At 70.2% G+C, this 22,257-nt stretch carries 15 protein-coding genes; 7 read left to right on the top strand and 8 right to left on the bottom strand.

What is annotated here, in order from left to right; genetic code table 11:
• Positions 1 to 20 precede the first annotated feature (20 nt).
• Both QM782_RS18675 and QM782_RS18670 read left to right on the top strand, forming a co-directional pair.
• Entirely contained in the window at positions 21 to 998 is a 978-nt protein-coding gene (locus tag QM782_RS18675) for a glycerophosphodiester phosphodiesterase family protein (protein WP_415204388.1), read from the top strand.
• A gap of 168 nt (positions 999 to 1,166) precedes the next feature.
• A complete protein-coding gene (locus QM782_RS18670) occupies positions 1,167 to 3,305 on the top strand; it encodes a TonB-dependent siderophore receptor (protein ID WP_415204387.1) in 2,139 nt (712 codons plus the stop codon).
• A gap of 22 nt (positions 3,306 to 3,327) precedes the next feature.
• Here the strand turns inward: QM782_RS18670 and QM782_RS18665 are convergent, their stop codons facing one another.
• The 5 genes from QM782_RS18665 to QM782_RS18645 all read right to left on the bottom strand — a co-directional run bounded on the left by QM782_RS18665 (position 3,328) and on the right by QM782_RS18645 (position 9,963).
• On the bottom strand, positions 3,328 to 5,448 hold the full coding sequence (locus QM782_RS18665; protein ID WP_415204386.1) for an alpha/beta hydrolase domain-containing protein: 2,121 nt from the start codon (positions 5,446 to 5,448) through the stop codon (positions 3,328 to 3,330).
• A gap of 25 nt (positions 5,449 to 5,473) precedes the next feature.
• A complete protein-coding gene (locus QM782_RS18660; RefSeq protein WP_415204385.1) occupies positions 5,474 to 7,090 on the bottom strand; it encodes a tannase/feruloyl esterase family alpha/beta hydrolase in 1,617 nt (538 codons plus the stop codon).
• Positions 7,091 to 7,214: 124 nt separating this feature from the next.
• Positions 7,215 to 8,189: a Bug family tripartite tricarboxylate transporter substrate binding protein gene (locus QM782_RS18655; RefSeq protein ID WP_415204384.1), complete on the bottom strand. Its 975-nt coding sequence runs from the start codon at positions 8,187 to 8,189 to the stop codon at positions 7,215 to 7,217.
• A gap of 29 nt (positions 8,190 to 8,218) precedes the next feature.
• The gene (locus QM782_RS18650) at positions 8,219 to 8,608 is read right to left on the bottom strand and encodes a hypothetical protein (RefSeq protein WP_415204383.1); all 390 of its coding nucleotides are present in this window, start codon (positions 8,606 to 8,608) and stop codon (positions 8,219 to 8,221) included.
• A complete protein-coding gene (locus tag QM782_RS18645; RefSeq protein ID WP_415204382.1) occupies positions 8,605 to 9,963 on the bottom strand; it encodes an acyclic terpene utilization AtuA family protein in 1,359 nt (452 codons plus the stop codon). The genes QM782_RS18650 and QM782_RS18645 overlap by 4 nt, the downstream gene beginning before the upstream one ends.
• An 89-nt stretch (positions 9,964 to 10,052) precedes the next feature.
• On the opposite strand from QM782_RS18645, the gene QM782_RS18640 reads away from it, so the two are divergent.
• Both QM782_RS18640 and QM782_RS18635 read left to right on the top strand, forming a co-directional pair.
• Positions 10,053 to 10,997 carry a LysR family transcriptional regulator gene (locus QM782_RS18640; protein ID WP_415204381.1) on the top strand — a complete coding sequence of 315 codons (945 nt, stop codon included), beginning with the start codon at positions 10,053 to 10,055 and terminating at the stop codon, positions 10,995 to 10,997.
• Positions 10,998 to 11,131: 134 nt separating this feature from the next.
• Positions 11,132 to 13,222: a TonB-dependent receptor family protein gene (locus tag QM782_RS18635; RefSeq protein ID WP_415204380.1), complete on the top strand. Its 2,091-nt coding sequence runs from the start codon at positions 11,132 to 11,134 to the stop codon at positions 13,220 to 13,222.
• A gap of 695 nt (positions 13,223 to 13,917) precedes the next feature.
• Here QM782_RS18635 and QM782_RS18630 read toward each other — a convergent pair.
• Positions 13,918 to 15,921 carry a hypothetical protein gene (locus QM782_RS18630; protein WP_415204379.1) on the bottom strand — a complete coding sequence of 668 codons (2,004 nt, stop codon included), beginning with the start codon at positions 15,919 to 15,921 and terminating at the stop codon, positions 13,918 to 13,920.
• 623 nt (positions 15,922 to 16,544) lie between these two features.
• On the opposite strand from QM782_RS18630, the gene QM782_RS18625 reads away from it, so the two are divergent.
• From QM782_RS18625 to QM782_RS18615, 3 genes are all read left to right on the top strand, one after another.
• Positions 16,545 to 17,825: a putative DNA modification/repair radical SAM protein gene (locus QM782_RS18625; protein WP_415204378.1), complete on the top strand. Its 1,281-nt coding sequence runs from the start codon at positions 16,545 to 16,547 to the stop codon at positions 17,823 to 17,825.
• On the top strand, positions 17,815 to 19,296 hold the full coding sequence (locus tag QM782_RS18620) for a UdgX family uracil-DNA binding protein (RefSeq protein ID WP_415204377.1): 1,482 nt from the start codon (positions 17,815 to 17,817) through the stop codon (positions 19,294 to 19,296). The genes QM782_RS18625 and QM782_RS18620 overlap by 11 nt, the downstream gene beginning before the upstream one ends.
• 282 nt (positions 19,297 to 19,578) lie before the next feature.
• The gene (locus tag QM782_RS18615; protein ID WP_415204376.1) at positions 19,579 to 20,070 is read left to right on the top strand and encodes a flavodoxin family protein; all 492 of its coding nucleotides are present in this window, start codon (positions 19,579 to 19,581) and stop codon (positions 20,068 to 20,070) included.
• A 49-nt stretch (positions 20,071 to 20,119) separates the two neighbouring features.
• Here QM782_RS18615 and QM782_RS18610 read toward each other — a convergent pair whose 3' ends face one another.
• Positions 20,120 to 20,815 (bottom strand): sulfite exporter TauE/SafE family protein, encoded by a 696-nt coding sequence (locus QM782_RS18610; protein WP_415204375.1) that lies wholly within the window; start codon positions 20,813 to 20,815, stop codon positions 20,120 to 20,122.
• A gap of 7 nt (positions 20,816 to 20,822) precedes the next feature.
• Complete coding sequence (gene hemN, locus QM782_RS18605) at positions 20,823 to 22,238, bottom strand: oxygen-independent coproporphyrinogen III oxidase (protein WP_415204374.1); 1,416 nt, start codon at positions 22,236 to 22,238, stop codon at positions 20,823 to 20,825.
• Between the last annotated feature and the right edge of the window lie 19 nt (positions 22,239 to 22,257).

Below are 22,257 nucleotides of genomic sequence, written 5' to 3'. Positions count from 1 at the left end.
TGCTGCGGCCGGGCCGACCGATGCCCTCTCCCCTGCTCCCCCGCGCGATCCGCGCCGCCGCCACGGCGGTGCTCGCGGCCGGCGCCGCCTGGCCCGCCGCGGCCGCGCCGGCGGCGGCGATAGCGACAACGACAGCGCCGCCGGCCCCGATCGTGATCGCGCACCGCGGCGCCTCGGGCTACCTGCCCGAGCACACGCTGGCGGCCTACGAACTGGCCGTGCACATGGGCGCCGACTACATCGAGCCCGACCTGCGCCTGACGCGCGACGGCCACCTCGTCGCCCTGCACGACGCCACGCTGGAACGCACCACCGACGCCGCCGAGCGCTTCGCGCCGCGCCACGGCGGCTGGCGCGTGGCCGATTTCTCGCTGCAGGAGATCCGCTCGCTGGCGGTGCGCCCGCAGGGCATGGCGCGGCTGCAGGTGCCGGGCTTCGCGCCCACGTCGCCGCATCCGCTGCGCGTGCCGACCTTCGAGGAGATCATCCTGCTCGCGCGGCGGCTCGAAGCCGGCCGCGGGCGCCCGGTCGGCCTGTACCCCGAGCTCAAGGACGGCGGCCCGCGCATCGTGCGGCGCGTGCTGGAGACACTGGCCGAACACGGCTACCGCGCCGCCGATCCGGTGTTCCTCCAGTCCTTCCACGCCGGGACCCTCCAGGACCTGCGCCGCCGGCAGCAGGCGATGGGGCCCGGCTACCGGCTGGTGCTGCTGGGCGGCTCGGCCAACCAGCTGCTGGCCACGGGGCTCGACCACATCGCCGGCTTCGCCGACGCCGTGGGCGTGAACGTCCACGGCGAGGGCATGTCGCGCAGCTTCATCGCCCTGGCCCACCAGGCCGGCCTGGCGGTGCACGGCTATACCTTCGCCGAACCCCGGGCCGCCGCCGCGGTGCCCGAACTGCGCAAGTACTTCAACTGGGGCATGGACGGGGCCTTCGCGAACTACCCCGACCTGGCGCTGCGTGCGCGGGCCGCGGGCCCGCGGGGCCCTCGCTAGAATCCCGCCCCGATCGCGCCGGCAAGAGCGCGGCGATCCTCCAGGCGGGCCGCCACGGCGCCCCCGCCCATCCTCCCCCTCGATGAAAACGCACGGCCGCGCAGCAAGGCGCGCCGTCGCCGGCCCGTCCGCCGGCATACCGACCATGCCATCGAGGGAGAGAATTCCATGCACCGTTCCGTTCTGGCGCGCGCGCTCTGCGCCGCGCTGGCCGCCCTGTCCACCACGGCCCAGGCCCAGGCGCCGGCTTCCGCGCTGCCCGAGGTCCGCGTCTCGGCCACCGGCGACGACAGCACCGAGGGCACCGGCGCCTACGCCACCGAGGGCGCCACCAGCGTCGGCAGCCGGCTGTCGCTGACGCCGCGCGAGACGCCGCAGTCCGTCAGCGTGGTCACGCGCCAGCGCATGGACGACTTCAACCTGCAGTCGGTCGAGGACATCGCCGGCGCGACCACCGGCATCTACCTCAGCAAGAGCTCGACCGAGCGCGCCGGCTTCCGCTCGCGTGGCTTCTCGATCGGCAACTACGTGATCGACGGCACGCCGCTGATGCTGAACGTCTACGGCAACGACACCATGGGCCAGAACACGCTGGCCATGTACGACCGCGTGGAGGTCCTGCGCGGCGCCACCGGCCTGCTGACCGGCACGGGCGACCCGTCGGGCGTGCTGAATCTGGTGCGCAAGCGGCCCACGGCCGAGCGCCACGTGGCGCTGGAAGGCACGCTCGGCCGCTGGAACAACAAGCGCCTGGAGCTGGACGCCGGCGGCCCGCTGAACGCGGCCGGCACGCTGCGCGGCCGCACCGTGCTGGCCTGGCAGGACACCGACACCTTCGCGCAGAACTACGAGCACCGGCGCAAGCTGGCCTACGGCATCCTGGAGGCCGACCTCGGCCCCGGCACCAGGCTCACGCTGGGCGGCTCGTACAACGACGAAGCCAACCCGGGATCGAGCTGGTACGGCATTCCGTATGCCGTCAACGGCAGCGCGCTGGACATCCCGCGCTCGTTCACCACGGTGCCCGACTGGGCCTACTGGGACAAGAAGGGCGTGCAGGCCTTCGCCGAGCTGGAGCACCGCCTGCGCAACGGCTGGAAGGCCAGGCTCTCCTACCTGCACTTCGACGCCGAGCTGGACTCGTTCGTCAACCAGTACACCCGCATCGGCACCACGGACAACTTCCGCATGGCGGCCAACAAGTTCTTCTACGAACACCTGAACGACGTGGTAGACGCCAGCGTGTCCGGCCCGTTCCAGCTGTTCGGCCGCCGGCACGAGCTGGTGGCCGGCGCCGGCTGGGCGCGCCGCACCGAGCAGAACGACGGCTACAGCGCCCCGGCCTTCAGCGCGGTCTTCAACCCCATCACCTGGAACCCGAACGACACGCCGCGCCCGGCCGACAGCCTGTTCGGCTACTACTGGGGCCAGGACATCACGATCAAGCGCTCCAACGTCTACGCCGCCACGCGGCTGAGCCTGGCCGACGGCCTGACCGCCATCGTCGGCGGCCGGCTGGACTGGTACGACTACACCAACCGGAACATGATGACCAACGGCGTGCAGACCTACGGCGTGGACCACCAGGCCACGCCCTACGCCGGCCTGGTGTACGACCTGAACGCGCAGCACTCCGTCTACGCCAGCGTCACGCGCGTGTTCAACCCGCAGAGCGCGCTGGACCGCAACGGCACGCTGCTGCCGCCGGAGACCGGCACCAACCTGGAGGCCGGCATCAAGGGCGAGTACCTGGGCGGCCGGCTGAACGCCAGCGCCGCGGTGTTCGAGATCCGCAAGAAGAACATCGCGCGCAGCCTGGACGCCGCCGAGTGCAACGGCCAGCTGTCCTGCTCCGAGGCGGCCGGCGAGATCCGCGCGCGCGGCTTCGAGCTGGAAGTGGTCGGCGCCCTCACGCCCGCCTGGAACCTGCAGGCCGGATACAGCTACACCGGCGCCGAGTACACGCGCAGCGCCAGCGCGGCCACGCCGGTGGGCTCGCCCTACAACGCCAACGTGCCGCGCCGGCTGCTGCGCCTGGCCAGCACCTACCGCCTGGACGGCGCGCTGCAGGGCTGGCGCGTGGGCGCCAGCGTGCAGTCGCAGAGCGCGATCGACCGCGTCTCCAGCGGCGTGGCGCAGCACCACGGCGGCGTCACCATCGTCGGCCTGATGGCCGGCTGGCAGGCCACGCCGCAGCTGGACCTGCGCCTGTCCGTCAGCAACCTGTTCGACAAGTACTACTACCAGTCCTTCGGCGGCTTCGGCGAGCCGAGGAACTGGCAGCTGTCGGCGCGCTACACCTTCTAGCCGCACCGGCCGCCGGGCGCCTTCACGGCAGGACGTTCGCCTGCGCCGCCTGCTGGATGCGCAGCTGCGCGTCGCGCTGCAGCAGGAAGCGCTCGGCCACCAGCCGGTCCGCGGCCGCGGTGACCGCCGCCACGTAGCCGGCCTGCGTGCCGTACAGCGACTCCAGCGAGGGCCGCGTGTCGCCGGCGGCGATGCGGGCGGCTTCGGTCGCGTGGAACGGGATGAAGCTGCCGGTCAGGTTCGACAGGTCCACGATGCCGGGCGTGGCCACGTAGTTGAACTCGATGCTGGTGCCCAGCGGCGCGCGCGCCTCCACGCCGTGGATGCCGGCCCGGGCGAGGCCGGTCGAGGGATCGACCTGCGGCACCAGGATCGCGTAGTCGCGGCCCGTGTAGAACGGCGGCAGCTGCGTGGCGATGCCGGACTCGTCCTGCGGGACGTACTGCGGGCCGAAGTCCAGCAGCGCAAAGCCGTTGTAGCGCGCCAGGTAGTCGAAGGCCGGGATCGCGGTCTGCACGCCGCCGACCGGCCAGGTCAGGCCCCGCATCGCCGGGAACACCAGCTGCGCAGGCCGCACCAGGGTGCCGTCCGCGACCCGGGGCACCTGGCTGGCCGGCGGCTCGGTGCCGCGCACCACCCAGTCCTCCAGCGCGATGAACAGCGCGCGGAAGGTGTCGTTGAAGTGCACCACGGTGCCGGCCGGATACACGTTGCGCGCCGGCGCGTAGGCGATGCTGGCCGTGCCGCCGGCGCCGCCGTGCTGGGTGCTGGCGTAGTAGTAGATGCGCGCGTTGTCGGGCTGCGCGAGGTCGCGCAGCCCGTAGGCGTCCGTCAGCACGGGCGAGCCCTGCAGCTGCCAGAACTCGGTGCCCGACAGGCCGAGGAAGAACTTCGGGCAGGTGCCGGTCGCGGCGCAGCGCTTCATCACGCCGCCCTGGCGGCCGCTCACGTCGTCCACGTAGTCGGCCGCCAGGCCGCGCGGCGCGGTCTGGCCGAAGGCCGTGTGGTCGGTGCGCAGCCCGCCCCCGCCGCCGGGCACGGCGAAGCGGGTGTTGATGTTGGTCTGGCGCGCCGCCACGTGGGCGTAGATGCCGTCGAACACCTTGCCGCCGTCCAGCGCCTGGTTGAAGCCCAGGTGCAGGAAGGTCTTCATCGCGTTGCCGGACTGCGAGGTGCCCTGCCCGATCGCGTGCGTGATGCGCCCGGCCAGCGGATTGGCGCTGCCGGCGCTGTCGGCCGCCGCCTTGCGGAAGAAGCTGACCGTGTCGCGCAGCGCGGCCAGGCCGACGCCCATGACCTTGGGGTCCTTGGCCACGTAGACCAGCTCGTACAGGTACCGCGGATCGAAGCCACCCTTCAGGCACACCTTGCCGCCGTCGGCCGTGCCCGGGAACGGGGCGGCCGCGCCGCAGTCAGCGAACTTCCAGTCGCTGGCCGGGATCAGCTCGCGCGCGTCGGTCTCGTTGACGCGGCGCGTCAGCGAATAGCCGGGCAGCGTGTTGTCCAGGCTGGCGGGCGCGTACGGGATCATGGTGCCGTTGAACACGCCGCCGGGCAGCGCCATGGCGGGCGTGGCCGCACCCGGTACCAGCTCGGTGCGGTACGGGCCGGTGATGCTGCTGCCGTCGGCGTTGCGGGCCACGGGCACCGTGACGGTCAGCCGCGCGGGCGTGCTCTTGGGCACGTCGCCCTGCCAGGCCGAGTACAGCAGCACGTAGCCGCGCTCCAGGTAGACGGCGTCGCTGGGCGTGGCCGCGGGGTCGACCATCGTCAGGATGTTGCCGCGGTTGGGCGCGTCGTAGCGCAGCACGCCGCTGGCCTTGGACATGTCCTTGGGCTTGAGCAGCACGAAGTCGGCGCTGTACTCGACCATGCCGCGCGCATTGACCGGCGCCAGCGCCAGGTCCTGGATGACGGCGTTCTTCGGGTCCTTGGGATCGACCTCGCCGGCCAGGGTGCCGGTCAGCTTCTCGTAGGCGCCGACCTCGCCGTACCGGCCGGGGAAGTCCTCGGTGGCGGTGACGGTCAGCCGCAGCTGCGGCGTGCCCGAAGGCGCGGGCACGGGCGCATCGTCGCCGCTTCCGCCGCAGGCGGCGAGCATGGCGGCTGCCAGCACGGCAGCCCAGGTAGTGTGCTTGTCCATGGTCTTCTGTCTCCTGGAAGTGCCGTCACTGGCACGAAAAGCTGGCTGCGTCGTCCGTGCTGCCGCTGCCCTTGTAGACGGCCTTCTTCGGGTACGCGCACAGCGGCCGCGTACGCTCCACGGTGCCGCCCGCCACGCGCGCGGCCACGATGCTGTCGGGTGCGGCGCCCTGCTCCACCCAGCGGTCCAGCGCCATCAGCAGGTCGTTCGCGGCGCTCGCGTTCGGCGCCTGGCCGCCGCTGTTGCCGAAAGTGGTGGCGCCGGCGCCGCCGCTGCAGTGGCCCATGCCGGGCACCAGGAACAGGCGGAAGAAGGCGTCCGCGGCCGCCTGCCCGCCCTGGGCCGCGCGCAAGCGCTCGTAGTAGGCGATGGTGTCCACCGGGTTGACGACGGCGTCCTGCCAGCCCTGGAACACGATGGCCTTGCCGCCGGCCGCCTTGAAGGCCGCGAGGTCGGTGCTGGTCTGGTCGACGAGGGGCGAGACCTTCGCGTCGGCATAGGCCAGGTCGCGGTCGTAGTCGAAGGTCCACCAGTTCCACTGCGGGTTCTGGAACACCCACAGCCGCCAATAGTCGGCGCGCACCGGCTCGGCGCCGCCCCAGTAGCCGCCCCAGCCGGCCTCGCTGCCCGGCAGGTAGCCGGGGTAGATCTGCGCGCCGGTGCGCAGGTTCTTCGGCCCGGCGTAGATCTTGCGCGCCACCGCGACCTGCTCGGCGGTCAGGCAGTCGGCGGCCTCGGCGCCGGCGCACTGCAGGCTGGCCACGTCGAACTTGTTCGCGGTGCAGGCGCGCGGGTCTTCCATCACGCCGTCGCGCACGCCGTCCAGCTCGTCGCAGGCGGCGACGGCGCGCTGCGTGATCAGGCCGGCCTTGGCCGCGCTCAGGATCACCGGGCCATCGGTGCCCGGGGCACGGTTGGACTGGAAGCGGTAGAGGAACTCCACGTTCAGACGCGTGCGGTTGTTGCCCGGCGCGCCGGCGATCACCCCGTCGAAGTCCTGCGGGTAGCGCTGCATCTCGGCGTAGCCCTGGTGGCCGCCGGTGGAGCAGCCGTAGTAGTAGGCCCGGCGCGGCGCCTGCGCCGTGCGGCCCTCGACCAGCGCGCGCGCCGGCTGGGCGATGGCATGGATGGAGCGCGTGCCCCAGTCGCGGATCTTCTCGGGATGGTCCACGCCCCAGAACATCTCGTTGGGGTCGCTCGACTGGTGGCCGGTGTCGCCGCCGACCACCGCGTAGCCCTGCCGCATCGCGTAGGCCATGTCGCCGAAGCTCAGCGCCGGGCTGTAGCCACCGTTGCCGGTCACCACCATCTTGCCGTTCCAGGCCGTGCCCTCGGGCACCCAGACCTCGAAGTTGACCAGCGAATCGTCGCTGGGCATGGCCCGGCCCGTGATGCGGCAGAACGCCGGCAGGCCGGCAATCGCGCTGCTGGCGCCGGCCGGCGTGTAGCTGCCCGCCGGCACCGCCTGGGCGCCGGTGACGCTGGCGCCGCTGGGCACCACGGCGGCCAGCGCCGCGGCGTCGCAGGCCTTGGGCTGGACAGCGGCGACGGGTTCGTCGCCGTCCGAGCCGCCGCACGCGGCCAGCACGGCCGCCGCCAGCGCGCTCGCCAGCAGGACGGGGGGGAATGGGGTCTTGCGCATGTCGGTCTCCTCGTGTGGTGGTGTCTCGTGCCGCCCGCAGGGGCGTGCGCCTTCCCGCGCGCCCTGGCTCGCCAGGGCGGCGCTGCTGGCGCCATCGGGCGGTGCGCCGTGCGGCGCTACGCGTTCACTCCGGCTCGATGCCCGCGGCCTTGATCACGCGGCCCCACTTGGCCGTCTCGGCGGCCTGGAACTTCGCGAGCTCCTCGGGGCTGGTGGTCCAGGGCACCGAGCCGCTGCCCTCGAAGAAGCGCCTGGCCGCTTCGCTCCTGGTGCCGGCGGCCAGCAGCGCGTTCAGCTTCGCGACCACGGCCGGCGGCGTGCCGGCCGGCGCGTAGGCGGCGAACCAGTAGCCCATGTCGTAGCCCTTCACGCCGGCCTCGGCGATCGTCGGCACGTCGGGCAGCAGCGGGTTGCGCTCGGCCGTGGACACGCCCAGCGCCTTGAGCTTTCCGCCCTTGATCTGCGGCACGCCGGTGGAGGTGTCGGTGATCATGAAGTCGATCTGCCCGCCCATCAGGTCGGTGATCGCGTTCGGGTTGCTCTTGTAGGGCACGTGCAGGATGTCGGTGCCCGACAGCTGCTTGAACATCTCGCCGGCGGTGCGGCTGGACGAGCTGCCGCTGCCGAAGCTGAGCTTGCCGGGCGACTTCTTCGCGGCGGCCACGAGGTCCATCACGTTCTTGTACGGCGCGTCCGGCCGCACCACCAGCACCTGGCCGCCCTTGCCCAGGCCGGTGATCGGCGCGAAGTCCTTGACCGGGTCGTAGCTGAGCTTCTTGTACAGGTGCTCGTTGGCCGCGTGCGTGGTGTTGGTGGTGATCAGCACGGTGTAGCCGTCGGCCGGCGCGCGCGCCACCTGGCTGGAGGCGATCTGGCCGCTGGCGCCGCCCTTGTTGTCCACCACCACGGGCTGCTTGGTCTGGTCGGTGACGGACTGGCCCAGCGCCCGGGCGATCTGGTCGGTGGCGCTGCCGGCCGCGAACGGCACGACGAAGGTGATGGGCTTGCTCGGGAAATCCTCGGCGGCCGCGAGCGCCGGCAGGGCCAGCGCCAGGCCGGCGGCCAGCAGCGCGCGGCGGGAAGGCAGGGGGAACGTCATCGGTGTTGTCTCCAGGAGTAGTGGGGGGGTCAGGAAATCTCGGCGTCGCCCAGCGGCGGGCCGGCCAGGCACGCCACCAGCGCGCGCGGGACGCGGATCGGCAGCTCCAGCAGCCGGAACGACAGCGCCTTGCCGTGGCTGTCCAGGTTCAGCGCGTCGTTCACGCCGCCGTCCAGCACCTCGTCGAGCACGAAGTTCATCGCCTGCAGCCGCGGCAGCAGGTAGCGCACCACGCGCGCGGGCCGGCGGTGCGCGAACTGCGCGGCGACGGCCGTTTCGGTGACCTGCTCGACCAGCAGCGGCCACAGGACCGCATGCCAGGCGATCACGCTGATGTTGGAGCGGTTGCCCTTGTCGCCGGTGCGGCCGTGGGCGGCGCGGTACAGCGGGACGATGATGGTGTCGTTGCCGTGGCTCATGCGGCCTCCCCGACGAAGCGGAACGATGCCGGCGCCTGCTCGCGCGGCACCGTGCACGAGACCGTGCCCAGCCGCTGGCGCACCGCGGTACGCACGCCGCCGCCGCCGGCCGGGCCGCAGCAGTACAGCGCGGTGACTTCGCGCACCAGCCGCTCGGCGCCGGCCCGGTCGCGCTGGTTCAGCGCCACGCGCAGGCGCACGTCCTCGGCGCCGCCGTCGGGCAGGCCGGCCAGCCAGCGGCCGGCGTCGTCGGCGAACACGCTGGCCACGCCGATCAGGTCGGCGCGCAGCGGCCCGAGCCCGGCCAGCCGCTCGCGCAGCACCTCGGCCGCCAGCCGGGCGCGGGCCTCGGCGCGGGCGCCGGCGTAGGAGATCTCGCCCTCGGCCAGCCAGCCGGTGGCGTGGCAGACGTTGACCTTCAGCGTGGCCGGGCGCGGGTGGCCGCGCACGCCGGCCAGGCGCACGCGGTCGCGGCCGAGCTCCTGCACCTCGGCCTCGCCGATGTCGGCCACCACGTCGGGCGTCAGGTAGGCGGCCGGGTCGTGCACCTCGTACAGCAGCTGTTCCTTGACGGTGTGCTGGTCGATGCGCCCGCCGGTGCCGGGCGGCTTGGTGATGGTGCAGTGGCCGTCGGCGTCGATCTCGGCGATCGGGTAGCCCAGGCTGGCCATGCCGGGCACGTCCTTGTAGCCGGGGTCGGCGTAGTAGCCGCCGGTGACCTGGGTGCCGCATTCGAGCAGGTGGCCGGCCATGGTGGCGCGGGCCAGGCGGGTCCAGTCGTCGCGCGCCCAGCCGAAGTGCGCCAGCGCCGGCCCGACGGCCAGCGAGGGGTCGGCCACGCGGCCGCAGACCACGATCTGCGCGCCGGCCAGCAGCGCGTCGGCGATCGCCTCGGCACCCTGGTAGGCATTGGCCGAGACCAGGTCCAGGCCATCCAGCGCCGGGCCGAGCGCGGCCCGCAGCAGCGGGCGGTGCGCCGGGCCGGACAGGTCGTCGCCCTCCACCACCGCGATGCGCGGCGCCGGCAGCCCGAGCTCGCGCGCCAGCGCGTGGATGCGCCGCGCCGCGCCGGCGGGATTGGCCGCGCCGAAGTTGCTGACGATGCGCACGCCGTGCGCCAGGCAGTCGGCCAGCACCGGGCGCAGCAGGTCGACCAGCAAGGGCTCGTAGCCGGCCGCGGGATCGCCGCGGCGCGCCAGCTGGGCCAGCGCCAGCGTGCGTTCGGCCAGCGTCTCGAAGATCAGGAAGGCCGGGCCGCCGGAGGCGGCCAGCGCCTGCACCACCGGGCCGGCCGCATCCACGCGGTCGCCCGAGAAGCCGGCCGCGCAGCCGATGCGCAGAAGGGTGTCGCTCACAGGTCTCCTTGCGTTGTTTCCGGCGCAATGTAGAGTCCGCCACCTGATCTGTGAATTCGAAAATACGGATCAACTCATCTGCATCCCGAATGAATCAAGCCGCCCGCCCGAACGTCTCCGTGCGCCAGCTGCAGGCCTTCGTCGCGCTGGCCGAGCAGCGCAGCTTCACGCGCGCGGCGGCGCTGTGCCACCTGTCGCAGCCGGCCTTCAGCGCGCTGATCGGGCAGCTGGAAGCCACGCTGGGCCTGCGCCTGTTCGACCGCAGCACGCGCCACGTGGCGCCGACGGCCGAGGGGCAGGCGTTCGAGGCCGCGGCGCGGCGCGTGCTGGCCGAGTTCGACGCCGCCGTGGCCGGCGTGTCGGACCAGCTCGCACGCCGGCGCGGCCGGGTGTCGATCGCGCTGCTGCCCTCGCTGGCCGCCGGCTGGCTGCCCGGCGTGCTGCGCGCGTACCGCGCCGCCTACCCGGGCGTGGAGATCGAGGTGGCCGACGTGCTGTCCGAGCCCTGCGTGGAGCGGGTGCGCAACGGCCAGGCCGACTTCGCGCTGGCCGCCATCCGCGCCGACACGCAGGAGCTGCGCGCCGAGCCGTTCTGCAGCGACGGCTTCCACCTGGTCTGCCCCGAGGGCCATCCGCTGGCGCAGCTGGCCGAGGTGCGCCCGCGCGACGTGGCGGCCTACCCGTTCGTGCACATGGCGCGCAACTCCAGCGTGCGCCAGTACCTGGACGCGGCGCTGCACCCGCTGCAGATGCAGACGCTGATGGAGGTGGACCAGCTCGCCACCGCCATGGGCATGGTGCGCGCCGGCCTGGGCGTGAGCCTGATGCCGGCGCTGACGCTGTTCCACTTCGCGCAGCCCGGCCTGGTCACGCGGCCGCTCGGCTGGGCCGGGCTGCGGCGGCACATCTACCTGGTGCGCCGGCGCGAGCGCAGCCTGTCGCTGGCGGCGCAGAGCCTGTACGAGCAGGTCATGGCGCAGCCGCCCCAGGTGCCGGCGGCGGCACCGGAGCGGCGCCGCCGGCCGGCGGGCTGAAGGCGGCCAACAACCGCCCGGCCAGCCGCGCGGCGCAGCACAGGCGCGGCGCAGTCGAGCACGGGCGGGACGCTACGATGCGGCCTTTCAAATGAGACTGCTTCTTATTTGGCAGTCGCACACGGGAGGAATTCATGCACGTCCGTTCTTCAACGCCCCCCTGCCCCGCGGCCCCGGGCCGCTGCGCGGCCGCCGTCGCGCTGGCGCTGGCCAGCCTGCCGCCGGCCCTGCACGCCCAGGAGGCCGCCACGCTCGACTCCATCCAGGTCACCGGCAGCTGGCTCGGCACCGGGCTGCAGAACAGCGTCAAGACCTTCGCCGGCGCGCGCACGGTGGTCGACCGGGAGGAGATCGCCGAGACCGGCGCCACCAGCATCGGCGACGTGCTGCGCCGCATCCCCGGGGTGCAGGCCAGCGACAACTCCGGCACGGCCGGCAGCGCGATCTCGCTGAACGTCGGCGTGCGCGGCCTGACCGGGCGCTACAGCCCGCGCTCCACCATCCTGCTGGACGGCGTGCCGCTGGCGGTCGCGCCCTACGGCCAGCCGCAGCTGTCGTTCGCGCCGGTCAGCCTGGCGAACATCGAGTCGGTCGACGTGGTGCGCGGCGGCGGCGCGGTGCGCTACGGCCCGCAGAACGTCGGCGGCATCATCAACTTCACCACGCGCGCCGTGCCGTCCCGGCCCGGCCTCACGGGCGACGCCACGCTGCGGCTGAACCACTACGGCGAAGGCGGCAACACCGCGCTGTACAGCGCCTTCATCGGCAGCCAGCTCGACAACGGCCTGGGCCTGGCGTTGCTGTACTCGGGCATGTCCGGCCGCGGCTGGCGCGCGGGCAGCGACGAGCGCGTGAACGACCTGGCGCTGAAATGGCGCCACGAGCTGACGCCCACGTCCGAGCTGTACGGCAAGGTCTCGTACTACGACGTGCGCTCGGACACGCCGGGCGGCCTGACGGTGGCCCAGTACCAGGCCAATCCGTTCCAGAACACGCGGCCCGGCGACTACTGGACCGGCGAGCGCAAGGGCATCGACGTCGGCTACGTGAATACGCTGTCCGACGACCAGGAATTCGAGATCCGCGCCTACTACAACGACAGCACGCGCGCCAGCGCGCTGATCAACGCCGCGCGCACGCAGATCGCCCACCAGCCGCGCGACTACGGCGTGCTGGGCATCGAGCCGCGCTACACGCAGCGCCTGCGCCTGGGCGCCACGGCCCACGACGTGACCGTCGGCTACCGCTACCTGCGCGAGCGCGGCAACGACCGCGTCTACAACGTCGCCGTGGCGAGCGGCGCGGCCGGCGCCACCACGCGCAACGACAACGCCACCGACGCGCACGCCGTCTACGTCGACGACCGCATCGCGATCGGCGCCTGGCGCATCACGCCGGGGCTGCGCTTCGAGCACATCGCGTCCGAGCGCGACACCCCGGCCACCGGCGACTCCTTCGACGTGAAGAACAACAAGGGCCTGCCCTCGCTGCAGGTGGCCTACCTGCTGAACCCGGCGCTGACGCTGTTCGCCAACTACAGCACCTCGTACGGGCCGGTGCAGAACCTGCAGCTGAACTCGCAGAGCGCGACCAACCCGCTGGCGCCCGAGGTGGCCAAGACCATGGAAGCCGGCGCGCGTTGGACGCAGGGCGCGACCAGCGCCGAGCTGACCGTGTTCAAGATGAAGTTCGACAACCAGATCCTGCAGGTGCCGGACGTCACGCCCACGCTGTTCCGCAACATCGGCGCGACCCACCACGAGGGCATCGAGAGCGCCGTCGACTACGCCTTCGACAACGGCAGCGCGCTGGCCGGGCTGGCGGTCTACGCCAACCTGACCTACACGCGGGCGATCCAGAAGTCCGGCGCCGACGCCGGGCGCGACGTGCCGTTCTACTCGCGCCTCACCGACACGCTGGGCGCGCGCTACCAGCTGGGCGCCTGGCGCGTCAACCTGGCGACGACGCACCAGAGCAAGCAGTATTCCGACACGGCCAACACCGAGGCCGAGGCCGCCAACGCCGGCGTGGGCCGCATCCCGGGCTTCCGCCTGTGGAACCTGCAGGCCAGCTGGAAGGTGCCGGCCACCCGGGGCACGGAAGTGGCGCTGGGCGTCAACAACCTGTTCGACAAGCGCTACTACACGCGCAACGTGGACGGCAACGCCGGCCGCATGGTCGGTGCGCCGCGCATGGTGTATATGCAGGGGCGCTATGTGTTTTGAGGGGGTGGCGGCTGGGGCAGGAGGCCCGCTGCTGGAAAGCGCTGGCATTGGCTGGGACTGGCGCTTTCCGGCCTGCTGAAAGGCGCTGTCCAACATCAGCCATGCTGTACACGCATGGCGGTGATGAGCTTCGATCTCGAATGAGTAGTGCAGTTTGGTTGGCGACTTCTATGCGCCCAAGGCTGCCCTTCGCTCCTGGCATTTGAACAGCCGCTTTGCGGCAAGACCGCGTGAAACTTACGTTTGCCCAGAAATGTTACTGGGGAACGCCTTAAACCAGTGAGAAAATGTAGTCTATCAAGATAGATTTCTCATTCTTCGCAAAATTTTCCAGAAAAATTTTTGCAGAAGACAAATTATCCAATACTGACCAAGATTATAGGCGGACTACTGCAATCTGCGCCTGATTCGATTACCTTGGCGTGCATCCGGAGACGCCGCTGGCATCAGTAATTTCTGGCTGTGGGTACGGTGGGTTCATTGGCAACGTAGACGCAAGCGCTGTGCACGCTTGGGCATTCGGCACGCACTGCGCCACAGTGGTGCTTGGACCAGTTTTAATACTGCAGCACTGTTGCCCCGCCTTTTGACAAGCATTTTTCTCGTATTGCCAGCATCCGGCTAAGGTTATGGCAAATAGGCCCAAGATCGCGGCAGTAAAAAATCTCAAGATCCTCTTCATATCCAGGACGTCCTCAGATTACCGGAATTGGTCGTTGAATTCCAAGCTCCATGTATTTTCTCCAGGAAGAAACGGATGGGCGCTTATCAGTCGGCAGCATCGAGTAAATAAGCCAGAGCGCTTTATACGAGTTCGCGTCAGGGCTTCCGCAATTCACTGTCTTGAATAGATCGCGCTCGGGATCATCAATCTTTTGCGCGCACACATACAATCCAAGTCGAGAGGCCTGCTCGGCGGCGGATTGTGCCAGCTCCCAGCTATCAGCTTTATCTATCAGAGCAGAAAATGATGCTTCGAACTTGGCCAGTGCCGCTTGATCGAGTTCATACTGAGCTCGAATTCGATATCCGACTACAGGTATTCCTGAAGGCCTTATAGACCCTTGCATGCCCTTCGTCCATTGGTCGTGGAACTTGTCTGAATCCGGAAGTGCTTTCGACTCAGCTTCGGTGAGGGCGGCCCTTACCGCTCCCGTGTTTTCCGTGCGTAAGTAAAGCTTCGCACGCGTGTACGTTGCGTGTAAGGCCGACAATAGCGTTAGCCTGGAATTGAGATCGACAGAAAACTCGGGAGACAAACTTGATGAAATTAGTCCGTCCCACGCAGAAATCACTTCGTTAGCATATTTGTCTCTAAGAGCTTGTTTTGCAGCCTTCGCATTCGGATCGGCCTTCCGGAGATCAAAATTCGCTTGAAGCATCTGCATATATGCTGGAATTGCAACTGCATAAGTCTGTGAGACTTTTTCTCCGAACCTTATTTGGGCTGCGAGTCGACTGCCCTCGAAAGAGTTCGGGAACGATCTAACAGATGAGCTCCCGTCGACCAGAATTTTTCTTAGTTGCAGAAGCTCTTTTGGCTTGTAGTTCGCAGCGTAGTCATCATCCGACTCCCGTGCACTTTTCTGAAGAAGCCATTTGAGCTCAAAGTCTTGGACCGGGTTGGAAAGATAGCTGCGGAGATAATGAAGTGCTAGCGGGAGTAAGGGGCTCCTTGCAGTTTCTGCAAGCTTCAACTCTCTCTCAATAATAGTGGCGCAAATGTTGGCCACTTGATATCTCGTTACATCATCTTGCCGGACCTGCCATGCAATCATGGCCAAAGTAATCTCCAAACTTGAATCCGGCTGAACTAGAACCTTCTTGGGTGGCGACTGGTCATATTGAGTCGTGGTGAGCAGTGACTCCAGCATGAACTGAGTTCTTGTCAGTCCATCTACTGTTCGGTACGTGGTTGGATTGTAAAAAACATCGCGCAGCAAATCCGCCCTATCTCTTTGGCGCAGATACGACGAATTCTCCGGATCAACAGCAACCAGCTTTTCGGAAATATATGCGGCCTTTTGAAACGAAAGCATCTCCATGTGCTTTGCATAGTTTTCCTCTAGCTCCTCTTTTATATCTGGAATTTTGTACTTGAGCTGTGGAATTAAACTGGGAACAACTACAACTACCAAAATAGCAACAACGCTGGTTGCTATGCGCCAACGTGCTGCAACCCATGCAGTTCTTGGATTAAATCCATTTCGTCCTATTGCTTGCGCTATCCAGACAATAAGAAGGGCAACGACGCCAAACAACACAAAGCCACGTAATATGACATTCAGATCATCGGTTTTTTTGCTTCCAACGATATCTAGTGCGGCGATTTGTCGAGAAAGCCCCTCTAGTCCAATATCAATATTTGATTTTAATACTTGATCAAGTTGTTCAATGCTGTCTTGGCTGACTTCTGTGAGCTTTGCTAGGTTTTCTTCTAAAGATTTATCGAGCTTAATTTGTCCTTGATCCAATTTGGCTGATGCGTAGTCAACAATATTCTTTCCCCGCTGTTCGAATGCCTCCATCGTGGGTCCGAACGCCATCTCATTGGCGCCTTTTATTACATCGCCCAGCGGGGCGATGCCGAGCGGACCGCGGCCGCAACCAACTACGCACCAATTCTTGCCGAACATGTTGTTTCCGATGAACGCGCTGGCCGAGAATGCCATGAAACTCAAGCAGGCAATGATCATCACTCGGTACAGTTGGTTCGCTCGCACAGGCGCACACTCCTTCCGTACCGAACACCCTATCCAGCTGTTCAGCAGGTAATGTTGAAACAATACTTAAGTTCATGCGCTTTTTACAGTGATTCAAGCTTCTTTGCAAGTGCTATCGACGCTAAATTTAGCAAAAGAAATGCCTTGGACGCTGCGATCAGAGTTTTCTCGATGGCCGCGCTCAACCAACGCAGGAACATCATTCAGTTACATACAGAGGCAGTGTTAGTTGCCAGGTCCTGCATGACATAGCAGGCCAAAGCACTGGCGCGGGCGTTCGGCCTATGTGGCCCGCAAATGCCTTAGCGACCGCGACCAGGCTTGACCCGACTTTCGGCACCGCGGGAGCAACGACAGCAACTGGCCGACAACGGTCCCAGAAGCCTTAGGCTATTGCAGCGCTTGTGACCCGCTCCCCAATCGCCCCTGACCACGGCATCCGCCGACGCTAAGTGACGCTCGACATGCGCGCCACTCCTGGGGGCCTCCCCGCTGCATACCGAGCATGCCAGGCGACGCCAAGCCGGGTGCCGTTGTCGCCTGCGCCTGCCCATCCCTTCACCTGACAACTGTTTTTGCATCCAGTATCATGCCCGCCCATGGACCTGGACCGCAAGCTCGCCATCCTCGCCGATGCCGCCAAGTACGACGCCTCCTGCGCGTCCAGCGGCTCGGTGCGGCGCGATTCGGTGGGCGGGCGCGGCATCGGCTCCACCGAGGGCATGGGCATCTGCCACAGCTACGCGCCGGACGGCCGCTGCATCTCGCTGCTGAAGATCCTGCTGACCAACTGGTGTCTGTACGACTGCCTGTACTGCGTGAACCGCGTCAGCAGCAACGTGCCGCGCGCCCGCTTCACGACCGCGGAGGTGGTGCAGCTGACGCTGGACTTCTACCGCCGCAACTGCATCGAGGGCCTGTTCCTCAGCTCGGGCATCGTCAGGAGCCCGGACCACACGATGGAGCTGGTCGTCGAGGTGGCGCGCAGCCTGCGCGAGGACCACGACTTCCGCGGCTACATCCACCTGAAGACCATCCCCGAGGCGAGCGCCGACCTGCTGGCGCGCGCCGGCCGCTATGCGGACCGGCTCAGCATCAACGTGGAGCTGCCGAGCGGCGAGAGCCTGGCGGCGCTGGCGCCCGAGAAGGACGGCCAGGCCATCCGCCGCGGCATGGCCCGGCTGCGCGTGCTGATCGACGACGCCCGCGGCGAGCGCGCGGCCCGGCGGCCGACCGCCCTGCCCGCCGCGCCGGCCCGGCGCGCCGAAGCGCCGGCCTTCGCGCCGGCGGGCCAGAGCACGCAGATGATCGTCGGCGCCGACGGCGCGAGCGACCGCAGCATCCTGGCCGCCAGCGCGCAGCTGTACGGCGCCTACCGGCTGCGGCGCGTGTACTACTCGGCGTTCAGCCCGATCCCCGACGCGCCGCGCGCGCTGCCGCCGGCCGCGCCGCCGCTGGTGCGCGAGCACCGGCTGTACCAGGCCGACTGGCTGCTGCGCTTCTACGGCTTCGCGCCCGGGGAGATCGTCGCCGGCGCGGACGGCATGCTGGCGCTGGACATGGACCCCAAGCTGGCCTGGGCGCTGGCGCACCGCGAGCGCTTTCCGGTGGACCTGAACCGCGCGCCGCGCGAGCTGCTGCTGCGCGTGCCGGGGCTGGGCGTGAAGTCCGTGGACCGGCTGCTGCTGGCGCGCCGCCAGCGCCAGCTGCGCGTGGACGACCTCGGCCGCCTGGGCGTGCCGCTGCGCAAGCTGCTGCCCTTCGTCAGCGTGCCGGGCGCGCGCGGCGGGCGCGGGCTGGACAGCGCCCACCTGGCGGCGCACCTGGGCGCGCAGCGGCGGCCGGTGCCGCGGCAGGCCTCGTTGTTCGATGCCGGCTGAGGTGGAGGCCGTCCAGCTCGCAGCCGACGACGACCTGGCCGGCTTCCGCGCCGCGGTGCGCGACCTGGTGGCGCGCCGGGTGCCGCCGGAGGCCGTGCACTGGCAGTGCGCGCAGCAGGCCGGCGGCCTGTTCGACGCCGCGACGCCCGCCTCGCCGCAGGCGCCCCAGACCGTGCCGCAGGCGCTCCCGGCCCCGCCGCTGCGCCTGCCGGCCGCCGTGGTGGACCTGCTGCAGCACGCCGCGCTGCACCGCGACGCCGGCCGCTTCGCGCTGCTGTACCGCCTGGTCTGGCGCCTGCTGGCCGAGCCCGGCCTGCGCGGCGACCCGCTGGACGCCGACCGCCTGCAGGCCGAGGGCATGGCCCGCGCGGTGCGCCGCGACATGCACAAGACCAAGGCCTTCGTGCGCTTCCGCCCGCTGCCGGACGGGTCGCACGCCGCCTGGTTCGAGCCCGCGCACCACACGCTGCGCGCCACGGCGCCGTTCTTCGTGCGGCGCTTCGCGCAGATGCGCTGGGCCATCCTGACGCCCGAGCGCAGCGTGGCCTGGGACGGCCAAGCCCTGCGCTGCGGCCCCGGCGCGAACCGCGCGGACGCGCCCGGCCCCGACGCCGGCGAACGGCTGTGGCTGACCTACTACGCCCACATCTTCAACCCGGCGCGGCCCAAGCCGGCCATGATGCGCAAGGAGATGCCGCGCCGCTACTGGCCCAACCTGCCGGAAAGCGCGCTGATCGCGCCGCTGCTGCACGCAGCCGCCGAACGCAGCGGCCGCATGCTGGAGGCCGGCGGCGCCGACCCGCAGCGCCGCCGGCCGGCCGCCTCGATCGCGCTGCAACTGGACCGCCGCCCCGCGCCGGCCGCCGCCGGCACGCTGGAAGCCCTGCGCCTGGCCACCGAAGCCTGCCGCGCCTGCCCGATCGGCCGGCACGCGACCCAGGCGGTGCATGGCGAAGGCCGGCCCGGCGCCGCGCTGATGCTGGTCGGCGAACAGCCCGGCGACCAGGAAGACCTGCAGGGCCGCCCCTTCGTCGGCCCGGCCGGCCAGGTGCTGCAGCGCGCGCTCGACGCGCTCGGCTGGCCACGCGACGCGCTGTACCTGACCAACGCCGTGCGCCACTTCAAGCACGAGCTGCGCGGCAAGCGCCGGCTGCACAAGACGCCGGGGCAGCTGGAGGCCACCGCCTGCAGCCAGTGGCTGGAGCAGGAGATCGCGCTGGTGCGGCCGCGCGCGGCCATCGCACTCGGCGCCACGGCGGCGCGCGCGCTGCTGGGGCGGCCGGTCGCCGTCACCGCGGTGCGCGGCCAGTGGCTGCGGCGCGCCGACGGCCTGCCGGTGCTGGTCACGCTGCACCCGGCCGCGCTGCTGCGCCTGGACGCGCCCGACCCCGGCGCCCTGTTCGCCGGCTGGCTGGACGACCTGGGCCGGGCGGCCGGCGTCGCCTGGACGGACGGCGGCGATGGCCCCTAACATGCCCGGGATGAAACACTCCCAGTCTGCGCGCTGCGCGTTGCGCCCGTCCCTTCCGGGGGGCGGATCGCCACGGCTCCGAGCCTGCCTGCGCAGGCTCGGACGGCCCGGCGCGGCTGCCCCGCAGGAGCAGCTGCGGCCTGCACGGCGCGCCGGCGGGTCCGGCAACGCCGGCCCGCGGCGTCCGCTGGCATGGCCTGCCGCTCCGCGGCCTGCCGAACCGCTGCCTGCGGTCCGGTTCCAGGCCCCGCGGGTGGCGCGCCAGCGCCATGGAGAACGGGGATGAAGACGCTGCTGATCGTCCACCACAGTATGACCGGCGGCACCACGCAACTGGCCGAGGCGGCCGCGCGCGGCGCCCGGCAGGAAGAGGGGGTCGACGTCCGCCTGCTGCGCGCGCCCGAGGCCGGCCCGGACGACGTGCTGGCCGCGGACGGCTACCTGTTCGCCACGCCCGAGAACCTGGCCGCCATCGCCGGCGTGATGAAGGACTTTTTCGACCGCTGCTACTACCCGGTGCTGGACCGCATCCAGGGCCGGCCCTACGCGACGCTGGTCTGCGCCGGCAGCGACGGCAGCAACGCCGCGCGGCAGATCGCGCGCATCGCGACCGGCTGGCGCCTCAAGGCCGCGGCCGAGCCGCTGATCGTCTGCACCCATGCGCAGACGCCGGAGCAGATCCTGGCGCCCAAGCACATCGCCGCGCCGGACCTGGCGCAGGCCGAGGAACTGGGCGCGGCGCTGGCCGCCGGGCTGGCGCTGGGGATCTTCTAGCGACCGGCCCGTCGCCGGCCGCGCTGGTCCGGCGACGGGCGGCGGGCCGCTACCGCGGCAGGCACCAGGGCGCCTGGTCGTGCACCAGGCCCATCCACAGGGCCCAGCCCGAGCTGGCCAGCAGCGCCAGGCCGGCCAGGCGCGTGCCCCAGGCCGACAGGCCCTGGGCCGCGCCGCCGCCGGCCCCTGCCCCGCCGGCCAGCGCCGGCAGCCGCAGCAGCAGCCAGGGCGCGGCCCACAGCGACACGGCCGAGCCGAGCGCGAACGCGGCCATGGCCGTGGCGCCCTGCGCTGGATGGCCGGTCAGCGCGGCCGTCATCAGGGCCGCCTGCAGCAGCCCGCAGGGCATCAGCGCCCAGGCCATGCCGATGGCGAACAGGCCGCCGCGCGCCGGCAGCCGGGCGCGGGCGCGCTGCCACAGGCGGCGGCCGAACCGTTCCAGCCAGGCCGGCTGGCGCGCCTGCAGCAGCAGCACCAGGCCCAGCGCGGCGGCCGCCAGGTGCATGAAGGTCCAGGCCGGCCGCAGCGCCGCGCTGGCGCCGCCCAGCCAGCCCAGCCCCTGCAGCGACCAGGCCGCCAGCGCGCCCAGCGCGGCATAGCCGCACAGCCGCCCGGCCTGGAACAGCGCCACGGCGCCGCGGCCCGAGCGGCCCACGCCGGCGCAGGCCGCGCCGCACATCACGGCGCAGTGCGGCCCGCCGGCCAGGCCCATCAGCAGCGCGGTGGTGGCCAGTTCGGCAGCCATGGGGCGTTCAGAGAATCCTGGAGAAACGGGCGCGCGCCTGGTCGGCCTGCAGGTAGCGGTCGAACACCATGGCGACGGCGCGCACCAGGTACCAGCCGGTGTCGGTCACGCGCAGGCCCTGGGCGTCGATCTCGATCAGGCCGTCGTCCTCCAGCGCGCGCAGCTGTTCCAGCTCGGCCGCGAAGTAGCGGCGGAAGTCGATCAGCCAGGCCAGGTCGATCGACTCGAACGCCAGCTCGCCCTGGCACATCAGCGCCATGATCACGGCGCGGCGCAGCAGGTCGTCGCGGCCCAGCGCCAGGCCGCGCACCACCGGCAGCCGGCCCTGGTCGATCAGGTCGCAGTACTGTTCCATGGTCTTGGCGTTCTGCGCGTAGGTGGCGCCGACCTTGCCGATGGCCGACACGCCCAGCGCCACCAGGTCGCAGTCCGGCTGCGTGCTGTAGCCCTGGAAGTTGCGGTGCAGCCGGCCCTGGCGCTTGGCCACGGCCAGCGGATCGTCGGGCAGCGCGAAGTGGTCCATGCCGACGTAGACGTAGCCGGCCTGCTGGAAGCGCGCCAGCGCCGCGCCCAGCATGGCCAGCCGGGCCGGGCCGTCGGGCAGCTGCTCGGCATGGATGCGCCGCTGCGGCTTGAAGCGCTCGGGCAGGTGCGCGTAGCCGTACAGCGCGATGCGCTCGGGCCGCAGCGCGACCACCTGCTCCAGCGTGCGCGCGAAGGAGGCCGGCGTCTGCTGCGGCAGGCCGTAGATCAGGTCCACGTTCATGGACTCGAAGCCGGCCCCGCGCGCGGCGCGCACCAGCGCCTCGACCTGCTCGAACGGCTGCACCCGGTGCACGGCCTTCTGCACGGCCGGGTCGAAGTCCTGCACGCCGAAGGACAGGCGGTTGAAGCCGAGCGCGGCCAGCCGCTCCAGCCGCGCGGCGTCGACGGTGCGCGGATCGACCTCGATCGCGCACTCGGCGCCGGGCGCCAGCGCGAACCGGCGGCGCAGCGCGTCCATCAGGCGCGCCAGTTCCGCGTCGTCCAGGAAGGTCGGGCTGCCGCCGCCCAGGTGCAGCTGCGATACTGGCTGGCCCGCGCCCAGCGCAGCGACGACGAGCTCGATCTCGCGCTCCAGATAGTCCAGGTAGGGCCCGGCCTTCTCGTGGCGCCGGGTGATGATCTTGTTGCAGGCGCAGTAGTAGCACAGCGATTCGCAGAACGGAACGTGTACGTACAGCGACAGCGGCAGGGCCTGCCCCGCCCCGCCGTTGCACCGCTGCTGCAAGGCCTGCGCCAGGTCCTGCGGGCCGAAGGCCTCGACGAAGCGGTCGGCCGTCGGATAGGAGGTGTAGCGCGGCCCGGGCCGGTCGAAGCGCCGCAGCACGTCCTCGGGAACCTGGCAGGCTGGAACGGCAAGGGAAGCCATCGTCGTCGTCATGGGAAATCCTCAGGCTGCC

It is taken from the genome of Pseudorhodoferax sp., from assembly GCF_047601025.1.
Taxonomy (GTDB): domain Bacteria; phylum Pseudomonadota; class Gammaproteobacteria; order Burkholderiales; family Burkholderiaceae_C; genus Pseudorhodoferax.
The sequence above is the reverse complement of the archived record's forward strand: the minus strand, read 5'-3'. Positions and strand labels throughout refer to the sequence as shown.